Source organism: Pseudomonas sp. GW821-FHT07F05, assembly GCF_059418765.1.
Window position 1 is genome coordinate 55,182 of sequence record NZ_JBWKQL010000004.1, and the last position, 8,969, is coordinate 64,150.

An 8,969-nucleotide genomic window follows, 5' to 3' on the forward strand; every position below is an offset into this window, starting at 1 on the left:
CTGACTTCAGTTCGTCTGCGCCCCTTTATCGATCCATTGCCCCAGCAGGTCACGTTCCTGTTGGGTCATCTGGGTGATGTTGCCCAGCGGCATGATCTGCGCGGTCACCGCCTGGGCCTGAATGCGCGGGGCCAGTTGCTGAATCTGTTGCGGCGTATCGAACATGATCCCGGCCGGCGCACTGCTGAACAGCGGGCTGGTGGGTTTGGCAGAGTGGCAGACGGTGCAGCGTTCCTGAATCACGCTGTGGACCTTCTCGAAATCCACGCCGCCGCTGCTGGCTTGCGCCGGTTGGGCTGCAGCCTCTGCGGCAGGTGCCGGGGCGGCGGCAGGGGCTGGCGCTGGTGCGACCTCAGGCTTCGGCTCGTCGGCGCGATGGCCACCGATGGCCGTGCCCGGCAGTGGCTGATACTGGATTTTCTCCGCCACGTCCGGGCCGCGAGATGTTTGCGCGGGGCCAGTGACGTAGGCCAGGCAAATCATTCCCAGTGCCCCGACCGGCAAGGCCCAGGCGTATTTGTGGCTGTTGTGACGGGTGTTGAAGAAGTGACGGACCAGCACCGCACACACCGCGATCCCCGCCAGAATCAGCCAGTTGTACTGACTGCCGTAGGTGCTCGGGAAGTGGTTGCTGATCATGATGAACAGCACCGGCAGGGTGAAGTAGTTGTTGTGCCGTGAGCGCAGCAATCCTTTGGCGGGCAGCGAAGGATCCGGCGTGCGGTTTTCGGCGATGGCGGCGACCAGCGCGCGCTGGGCCGGCATGATGATGCGCAACACGTTGCCGACCATGATCGTGCCGATGATCGCACCCGTGTGCAGGTAAGCCGCCCGTCCGCTGAACACCTGGCTGAAGCCGAAGCAGGCCGCGATGATCAGCACGAACAGCACCAGGCCCAGCAGGGCAGGGCGCTTGCCCAGGGGCGAATCGCAGAGGATGTCGTAGATCGTCCAGCTGGCGATCAATGAGCCCACGCCGATGGCGATGCCTGCGCCGCCGCTCAGCGTGCTGCCGGGTGCCAGCAGGTAAAGGGTGGGGTTGGAATAGAACACGATGCACAGCAGCGCGATGCCCGACATCCAGGTCCAGTAGGCTTCCCATTTGAACCAGTGCAGGTCGTCCGGCATGGTCGGCGGGGCCAGTTTGTACTTTTCCAGGTGGTAGATACCGCCGCCGTGAATCGCCCAGAGGTCGCCCGACAGACCGTCACGGGGGTTGGCGCGGTTGAGGTTGTTCTCCAGCCAGACGAAATAAAAGGACGCGCCGATCCAGGCGATCCCGACGATCATGTGAATCCAGCGCACGCCCAGATTCAGCCATTCCATCAGATGTGCAGCCACAGTCTTTACCCTTTGCCTTCCACCGCTTAACGGGTGGTCAGACCCTTCTTATAGTTGGGGATCGAGAACCATCTTCTGACTCTCTTCGAAGAAATGCTCATCGCAGTTATTGCCACTGCCACTGCGATCAACCACCAGGAAGTCATCCCGCTTTTCGATCGTCAGCACCGGGTGGTGCCAGACGCCGCGATGGTAATTAACACCCTGCCTGCCATTGGTGATGAAGGCGCGGGTCAACTCGGGTTCAGGTGCATCGCCAAGTGGCGCGACCACGACCAGAAAAGGATGGCCGAGCAGCGGAATGAAGGCCTGGCTGCCCAGCGGATGGCGCTCCAGCATGCTGATGGTCAACGGCATCTCCAGCGCCTCGGCGCGGAAGATGCTGATGATCGCCTTGTCGTCCGGCGTGGCCGTTTCAACCTCGGCCAGACGGTGAAAGCGCATGGTCGAGCCGTTATTGATCATGAAATGATCGCTGCCGTCCGTTTCGATGACATCGCCAAAAGGGGCGAAGGCTGCCTTGGTCAACGGCTCGATGATCAGTGTGCGCATGCGGGGTCTTCTGTTCATGTTTGGTGGATTGGTGATCGTTCCCACGCTCCGCGTGGGAATGCATCCCCTGACGCTCTGCGTCACCCTGGACGCGGAGCGTCCGCAAAGGGGTTACCACGCGGAGCGTGGGAACCATCAGTCATCAGAGGCCAAGCGTTTATTTCGCAACCTTGCCCAGCACCCGCAACCGGCTCACGCCGCCATCCGGGAACACGTTCAGGCGGATATGGGTGATCGGCCCCAGTGCCTTGATCTGCTCGAAGAAAGTGTGTTCGGCGTGCATTTCAAGCTTCTGGCTCGGCAGCAGTTCGCGCCAGAACAGGCTCTGGGTTTCGATCTGGCTGTCGGTGCCGCCTTTGACGAAGGCTGCCTGAATCGAGCAGCTGTCCGGGTAGTTGCCCTTGAAGTGCAGGGTGTCGACGACGATCTGCTCGACCTCGCCCGCATGCCCCAACGCCACGATCACCCAGTCATTGCCAGGCGTACGGCGACGTGCAGTTTCCCAGCCGTCGCCCATGTTCACGCCACGGCCCGGGTTGAGGATGTTGCTCATGCGCCCGAAATGCTCGTCGGAGCAGGCCAGCGCACGACCGCCATTCAGCGCGGCGGCGAGATCGATCTGCTCGTTGTCACCCACCGCCGACCAGTCCCGATGGGGCACGCCATACACCCGCAGACGCGCCACGCCGCCGTCCGGGTAGATGTTGAAACGCAAATGGCTGTAAGCCTTGGCGTCACCGATCTCGTGGTAATGGTGGCTGTCGCCCTCGAGCTCCACGGCCGGCAACACTTCCGTCCACACGGTGTGTTCGTCCGGCTCGCCCGACGCCAAGAAGCACGCCTCCAGCGAGGCCGATGGCGGGTAGTTGCCGGTGAAGAACGAGGTGTCGATGTCCACGCCCTTGATCGAACCGGCAACGCCAAGGCGAATCACTGCACTGTCGTAGCCTTCAAAGCGCTTGCGGCGCGACTCCCAGCCGTCCATCCACTTGCCGTTGTCGTCGAACACGCCTTCTTTCCAGACCGCCGGGGTCGGCTGGAACAGGCGGTTGGCATCGGCGAACCAGTCATCGGTGACGGAAAGGATCTTCGTCCCCAGACGCGCATCGGCCAGGTTGACGAACTTCTCGAAGGGTGCGGCGTAAGCTTTCATTCTTTTTGTCTGCCTTTGATAGTGGGCGTGGGAAAGGTCGGTCAGAGGGCTTGCAGGCGGAACATCGCGATCTTGTTGATCTCGGCGAGGGCGCAGGCGAACTCGGCGTCGGCCGTGTTGTGAATGCGCGTCTCGAAGGCCGCGAGGATCTGATGCCGGTTGCTGCCTTTCACCGCCATGATGAAGGGGAACGCGAACTTCGCCTTGTAGGCGTCGTTCAGCTCGGTGAAGCGCTGGAACTCTTCGGCCGTGCATTGGTGGATACCGGCGCCAGCCTGTTCAGAGGTACTGGCTTCGGTCAGTTGGCCTTGCACGGCGGCTTTGCCGGCAAGGTCCGGGTGAGCGTTGATCAGCGCCAGTTGCGCGGCGTGATCGGCACTCAACAGGATGTCGCTCATGCGTGCATGCAGCGTCTCGATATCATCGAGCTCATGCCGCTGGCCCAGGTCATAAGCCTGTTCGGCGACCCAGGGCGAGTGTTCGTAGATGTCGGCGAACGCCTGGACGAATTCGTCGCGGCTGAGGGAAGAGGGCGTCAGGGTCTGAAAGCGGCTCATTCGGCGGCTCCATTGAAGGGGTGTGCCTGATGCCAGTGCCGCGCGATTTCCACCCGGCGCGCAAACCAGACCTGCTCGTGGCCTTTGACGTACTCAAGGAAACGCTGTATCGCGGCCAGTCGGGCAGGGCGACCGATCAAGCGGCAGTGCAGGCCGATGGAGAGCATCTTCGGCGCCTCGGCCCCTTCGGCGTAGAGCACGTCGAAGGCGTCTTTCAGGTAATCGAAAAAGTCGTCGCCCTTGTTGAAACCCTGCACCTGGGTGAAGCGCATGTCGTTGGTGTCCAGGGTGTAGGGGATCACCAGATGCGGCTTGCTGGTGGGGTTGTTGAGCTCCCAGTACGGAAGATCGTCGTCGTAGGTGTCGCAGTCGTAGAGAAAACCGCCTTCTTCCATCACCAGCCGCCGGGTGTTGGGGCCGGTGCGCCCGGTGTACCAGCCCAGCGGACGTTCGCCGGTGAGTTCGGTGAGGATGCGGATCGCTTCGAGCATGTGCTCGCGTTCCTGGGCCTCGTCCATGTTCTGGTAGTCGATCCAGCGATAGCCGTGGCTGCAGATCTCATGGCCCGCGTCGACCATGGCGCGGATCACGTCCGGGTGACGCTGGGCGGCCATGGCCACCGCGAAGATCGTCAGCGGAATGTCGAATTGCTTGAACAGCTTGAGCACGCGCCACACGCCGGCCCGGCTGCCGTATTCGTAGAGCGATTCCATGCTCATGTTGCGCTGGCCCTGCAGCGGTTGCGCGGCGACCATTTCGGAAAGGAACGCTTCGGACTCCTTGTCGCCATGCAGAATATTGCGCTCGCCGCCTTCCTCGTAATTGAGCACGAATGACAGCGCGATACGGGCATTGCCTGGCCAGCGGGGGTGGGGCGGGTTACTGCCGTAACCGATCAGGTCGCGTGGGTAGTCGGCGCTCACTGCAATCTTCCTTATCTAGCCTGTGTTCTGTGGCGGTGGTCGTCAGGGCGATGCATCAAGGTGCCGTGACGGTCGCTGTGATGGTGAGATTGTATACAACTTTATTTACAACGTGTAACCCTGTTTTTTCACTTCCCGCCACTCTCGGCCTCATGGGATCACTGTGCAAGAAACCTGCCTGAGTGGTCAGATATGGCGCTTGTCATCGCGTATTCATCTGCCTTGCGCCGCTATCCGGGGCATGGGGCCGCGGCGGGTGATCAGTGAAAATTTAGGTGATTTTAATTGTGTACAATCTTCGCCTAAACTGTCTTAATCCTGCTCATGTCTTACCGCTGATGCCCTTTTCGGGTGCAGGCCATCTCTTAATCTCTCACTGAATGAGGCAACGACACGCCATGGGACGACTCACCACTCACGTGCTGGACGCTGCACATGGCTGCCCCGGCAGCTCCATCCGCGTTGCGCTTTATCGGGTCGATGGCGACCGGCTGGAGAAAGTCGCCGAGGCAGTGACCAACAGCGACGGCCGCTGCGACGCCCCGTTGTTGCAGGGCGATGACTACCAGTCTGGCGTCTATCAATTGCAGTTTCAGGCCGGCGAATACTTTCGCGGCAAAGGCGTGCAATCCGGCGAGCACGGGTTTCTCGATGAGGTGGTGCTGCGCTTCGGCATCGACGCCGGGCAAGACCACTACCACGTGCCACTGCTGATTTCGCCCTACAGCTACTCGACGTATCGCGGCAGCTAGATCGCTGCCGCTTGTTGCTCCCCGCGTTCCTCTTGCCCGCCCATACTGCGGGCTTTTTTTTGCCCTTGGTGTTTGCCCCGAGTGGTCGGCTGTTAAGACGTCAGCGGCTGATCAGCGCAACGGTGCCCGCAGTGCCGAACAGACCGGCGCTGATGCGGTTGAACCAGGTCTGGCCCTTGCCGGTGCGCAGATAGCGGGCCGCGCCCTGGGCGCTGAGGCCGTAGAACAATTTGCAGCTCAGGTCGAGGACGGTCCAGGTGATGATCATGGTGATCAACTGGCCGAAAAACGGCTCATCGGCCTTGAGAAACTGCGGCAGAAAGGCGGCGAAAAACAGGATGTCTTTCGGGTTGCTGCCGCCCAGCACAAAGGCGCGCAAGAACAGTGAACCGAAAGCCGGTTTGCTGGCGGCCTCGGGCACTTCGGCGGCAACGGCGGGCCGGCGCGACTGTTTCCAGCTTTGCCAGGCCAGGTAAAACAGGTACAGACCGCCGACAATTTTCAAGGCGCTGAACAACTGCTCGGACGCCAGCAGCAAGGCGCCCAGTCCCAGGGCCGAAGCGCTGAGCAGACAGATCGATGCGCAGACGCCGCCGAGGAAGGCGGGGTAGGAACGCAGCAGGCCGTAATTCAGGCTGTTGCCGATCATCAGCAGTGACAGCGGCCCCGGAATCAGAATGACCACCAATGCCGCCCCACTGAACAGCAGCCAGGTTTCCAGTGTCATGGGGGTGTTCTCCTTGTTTATCTGAAAGCAGAAACGCCGCGGACTGCGCGGCGCTTCAGGTCATGTGCGGTGACGACTGCCATCCATCAGCAGTGCAGCGGCCGGAAAGCGTTACAAAAACACGAACTTGGCGATGAAGATCGCGCACAGCACCCACAGGCTGATGGAGATTTCCCGATGGCGGCCGGTGCCGGCTTTCAACACCACGTAGGTGATGAACCCCAGCGCGATTCCGTCTGCGACCGAGAAGGTCAGCGGCATCATGATCGCCGTGACGATCGCCGGAATGCTGTCGGTGGCTTCGTCCCAGTCGATGTGCGCCATGCCGCCCATCATCAGCATCGCCACGTAAATTAATGCACCTGCGGTCGCGTAAGCGGGAATCATGCCAGCCAGCGGGGCGAAGAACATCGCCGCCACGAACAGCACGCCCACGGTCACGGCGGTCAGACCAGTCCGACCCCCGGCCGCCACGCCCGAAGCGCTTTCCACGTAGCTGGTGACCGGCGGCACACCAACCATCGCACCGAACACGCTGGACGCGCTGTCCGCCTTCAACGCCCGCGAGAGGTTCTCGATGCGGCCGTCTTCGCGCACCAAACCGGCGCGCTGTGCCACACCCATGAGCGTGCCGGCCGTGTCGAACATGTGCACGAACAGAAATGCCAGCACCACGCTGATCATGCTGACGTTGAACACGCCGGCCAGGTCCATCGCCATCCAGGTCGGCGCCAGACTCGGCGGCGTGGAGAAAATGCCGTTGTAATGCACCAGCCCCAGGCCCCAGCCGGCCAGCGTTACCGTGATGATGCTGATGAGGATCGCGCCGAAGACCCGGTGATAACTGAGCACGGCAATCATCAGAAAGCAGATGGCGGCGAGCAGCGGACCGGGTTCACGCAGCGAGCCGAGCTTGATCAGCGTCGCCGGGCTGTCGACCACGATGCCGGCGGTCTTCAGGCCGATCAGCCCGAGAAACAGACCGACCCCCGCGCCCATGGCGTAGCGCAGGCTGACCGGGATGCTGTTGAGCAGCCATTCGCGGATGCGTGAGAGGGTCAGGAACATGAAGATCACGCCCGAAACGAATACCGCGCCCAGCGCCGTCTCCCAGCTGTAGCCCATGGTGCCGACCACGGTGTAGGTAAAGAATGCGTTCAGGCCCATCCCCGGCGCCAGGCCCACCGGCCAGTTGGCGTACAGCCCCATCAGCAGGCAACCCAGCGCAGCGGCGATGCAGGTCGCGACAAACGCCGCGCCGTGATCGATGCCGGCGTCGGCCATGATGTTGGGGTTGACGAAGATGATGTAGGCCATGGTGATGAAGGTCGTGAGCCCTGCCAGCAGCTCGGTTCGGACGGTCGTGCCGTGCAGGCTGAGCTTGAACAGGCGTTCGAGCAGGCCTTTGCGCGGCAGCGTGAGATCCAGCGGCGTGGCTTCGGTTTTGCGACTTTCCACAGTGAAATCCTCGGGACGTTTTTGTTGTTATGACAAAGCCGGTTGCGGGCTCCGGGAGGCGTATGGACCAGTCAGGCTGATTTGTTGACTGAAAGGTCAGAAACGTGCACGAAGGGATTATGCTTTTGTATACAAATAATGCAAATAATGTTTTCGATCCTGTGCGGAATATTTTGCGGATTGTGTGCATAACGCCCCGTCATTTCGGGGCCTGTGCAGACTTTGCCGGCTGTGTACAATGCGCCATTACTTTTACTGTGACTTTGCCGGGATATCTGCTATTGGTTGCTCCAACAGTGGTCGTACCCGCCCTGATCACGGCAAGGCCCCGCGCCGGATTCTGTTACCACGAGTGCCCATGAACGATCAGTTGCAACCCCTCAAGAAACATTCACGCACGGCCAAGTCCGGCCGCAGCGGCACCCAGGACGACATCGTCTACGCCCACATTTTCGAGGCGATCCTCGAACAGCGTCTGGCGCCCGGCACCAAGCTGAGCGAAGAAGCCCTCGGTGAAATCTTCGGCGTCAGTCGCACCATCATTCGTCGCGCACTCTCGCGACTGGCCCACGAAGGCGTGGTGTTGCTGCGCCCGAACCGCGGCGCGGTGGTGGCCAGCCCGAGCGTCGAAGAGGCACGACAGGTGTTCTTCGCCCGGCGTCTAGTGGAGAAGGCGATCACGGAACTGGCGGTCGAGCACGCCACGGCGGAACAGCTCAGTGAGCTGCGCCAGATGGTCAGCGACGAGCGCGACAGCTTTTCGAAAGGGGATCGAGGGGCGGGGATTCGTCTGTCGGGGGAATTCCATCTGAAACTGGCGGAAGCGGCGAAGAACGCCCCGCTGATCAGCTTTCAGCGCAGTCTGGTCTCGCAGACCTCGCTGATCATCGCCCAGTACGAAAGCGGCAACCGCTCGCACTGCTCGTACGATGAACACACCCAACTGATCGACGCCATCGAAGCCCGCGACGCGACCCTGGCGGTGAACCTCATGATGCATCACATGGATCACATCGACAGCAAGCTCAACCTCGACGAAGACAGCGCCTCCGACGACCTCCATGCGGTGTTCTCGCACCTGATGCTGCCAAAGAAAAAAGCAGGGCGCAGCACAGCGGTCTAAACGGGGGAGTGGCCAGGGTGGCGCTCCAACTTGCTCACGAATGCGGTGGGTCAGCCACATCCAGGCTGACTGACAGAATGCTTTCGCGAGCAAGCTCGCTCCCACAAATTTTGTGCTGACTCCGGCAACTCTGGTCGGACCTGGGACCTGTGGGACTGAGCTTGCTCACGAATGCGGTGGGTCAGCCACATCCAGGCTGACTGACAGAATGCTTTCGCGAGCAAGCTCACTCCCACAAATTCTGCGCTGACTCCGGTAACTCTGGCCGGACCGAGGACCTGTGGGAGTGAGCTTGCTCACGAATGGGGTGGGTCAGCCACATCCAGGCTGACTGACAGAATGCTTTCGCGAGCAAGCTCGCTCCCACAAATTTTGTGCTGACT

Annotated in this window: 9 protein-coding genes; 2 read left to right on the forward strand and 7 right to left on the reverse strand. The window is 61.3% G+C overall.

Annotation, left to right across the window (positions count from 1 at the left end):
• Positions 1-6: 6 nt before the first annotated feature.
• The 5 genes from AC07RO_RS11530 to puuE all read right to left on the reverse strand — a co-directional run bounded on the left by AC07RO_RS11530 (position 7) and on the right by puuE (position 4,526).
• Complete coding sequence (locus AC07RO_RS11530; RefSeq protein WP_495086058.1) at positions 7-1,341, reverse strand: urate hydroxylase PuuD; 1,335 nt, start codon at positions 1,339-1,341, stop codon at positions 7-9.
• Positions 1,342-1,389: 48 nt separating this feature from the next.
• Positions 1,390-1,893, reverse strand: a complete 504-nt coding sequence (locus AC07RO_RS11535; RefSeq protein WP_346626677.1) for an ureidoglycolate lyase — start codon at positions 1,891-1,893, stop codon at positions 1,390-1,392.
• 157 nt (positions 1,894-2,050) lie between these two features.
• The gene (gene alc, locus AC07RO_RS11540) at positions 2,051-3,046 is read right to left on the reverse strand and encodes an allantoicase (RefSeq protein ID WP_495086059.1); all 996 of its coding nucleotides are present in this window, start codon (positions 3,044-3,046) and stop codon (positions 2,051-2,053) included.
• Between the two features lie 41 nt (positions 3,047-3,087).
• Positions 3,088-3,603 (reverse strand): 2-oxo-4-hydroxy-4-carboxy-5-ureidoimidazoline decarboxylase, encoded by a 516-nt coding sequence (gene uraD / locus AC07RO_RS11545; RefSeq protein ID WP_282372143.1) that lies wholly within the window; start codon positions 3,601-3,603, stop codon positions 3,088-3,090.
• Positions 3,600-4,526, reverse strand: coding sequence for an allantoinase PuuE (gene puuE / locus AC07RO_RS11550; protein ID WP_495086060.1), 927 nt, complete (start codon positions 4,524-4,526; stop codon positions 3,600-3,602). The genes uraD and puuE overlap by 4 nt, the downstream gene beginning before the upstream one ends.
• 398 nt (positions 4,527-4,924) lie before the next feature.
• On the opposite strand from puuE, the gene uraH reads away from it, so the two are divergent.
• Positions 4,925-5,278 carry a hydroxyisourate hydrolase gene (uraH, locus tag AC07RO_RS11555; protein ID WP_282372146.1) on the forward strand — a complete coding sequence of 118 codons (354 nt, stop codon included), beginning with the start codon at positions 4,925-4,927 and terminating at the stop codon, positions 5,276-5,278.
• 100 nt (positions 5,279-5,378) lie between these two features.
• Here uraH and AC07RO_RS11560 read toward each other — a convergent pair whose 3' ends face one another.
• On the reverse strand, positions 5,379-6,005 hold the full coding sequence (locus AC07RO_RS11560) for a LysE family translocator (protein ID WP_495086061.1): 627 nt from the start codon (positions 6,003-6,005) through the stop codon (positions 5,379-5,381).
• Between the two features lie 111 nt (positions 6,006-6,116).
• On the reverse strand, positions 6,117-7,463 hold the full coding sequence (locus tag AC07RO_RS11565; protein WP_282372148.1) for an NCS2 family permease: 1,347 nt from the start codon (positions 7,461-7,463) through the stop codon (positions 6,117-6,119).
• A 358-nt stretch (positions 7,464-7,821) separates the two neighbouring features.
• Here AC07RO_RS11565 and AC07RO_RS11570 point away from each other — a divergent pair, with 358 nt between their 5' ends.
• A complete protein-coding gene (locus tag AC07RO_RS11570; RefSeq protein WP_192174191.1) occupies positions 7,822-8,586 on the forward strand; it encodes a GntR family transcriptional regulator in 765 nt (254 codons plus the stop codon).
• Positions 8,587-8,969: the final 383 nt, after the last annotated feature.

Coding starts and splice junctions, on each gene's coding strand:
- uraD (WP_282372143.1), bottom strand. CDS start 3,603: ATGAGCCGCTTTCAGACCCTGACGCCCTCTTCCCTCAGCCGCGACGAA.
- uraH (WP_282372146.1), top strand. CDS start 4,925: ATGGGACGACTCACCACTCACGTGCTGGACGCTGCACATGGCTGCCCC.
- alc (WP_495086059.1), bottom strand. CDS start 3,046: ATGAAAGCTTACGCCGCACCCTTCGAGAAGTTCGTCAACCTGGCCGAT.
- AC07RO_RS11570 (WP_192174191.1), top strand. CDS start 7,822: ATGAACGATCAGTTGCAACCCCTCAAGAAACATTCACGCACGGCCAAG.
- AC07RO_RS11535 (WP_346626677.1), bottom strand. CDS start 1,893: ATGCGCACACTGATCATCGAGCCGTTGACCAAGGCAGCCTTCGCCCCT.
- AC07RO_RS11560 (WP_495086061.1), bottom strand. CDS start 6,005: ATGACACTGGAAACCTGGCTGCTGTTCAGTGGGGCGGCATTGGTGGTC.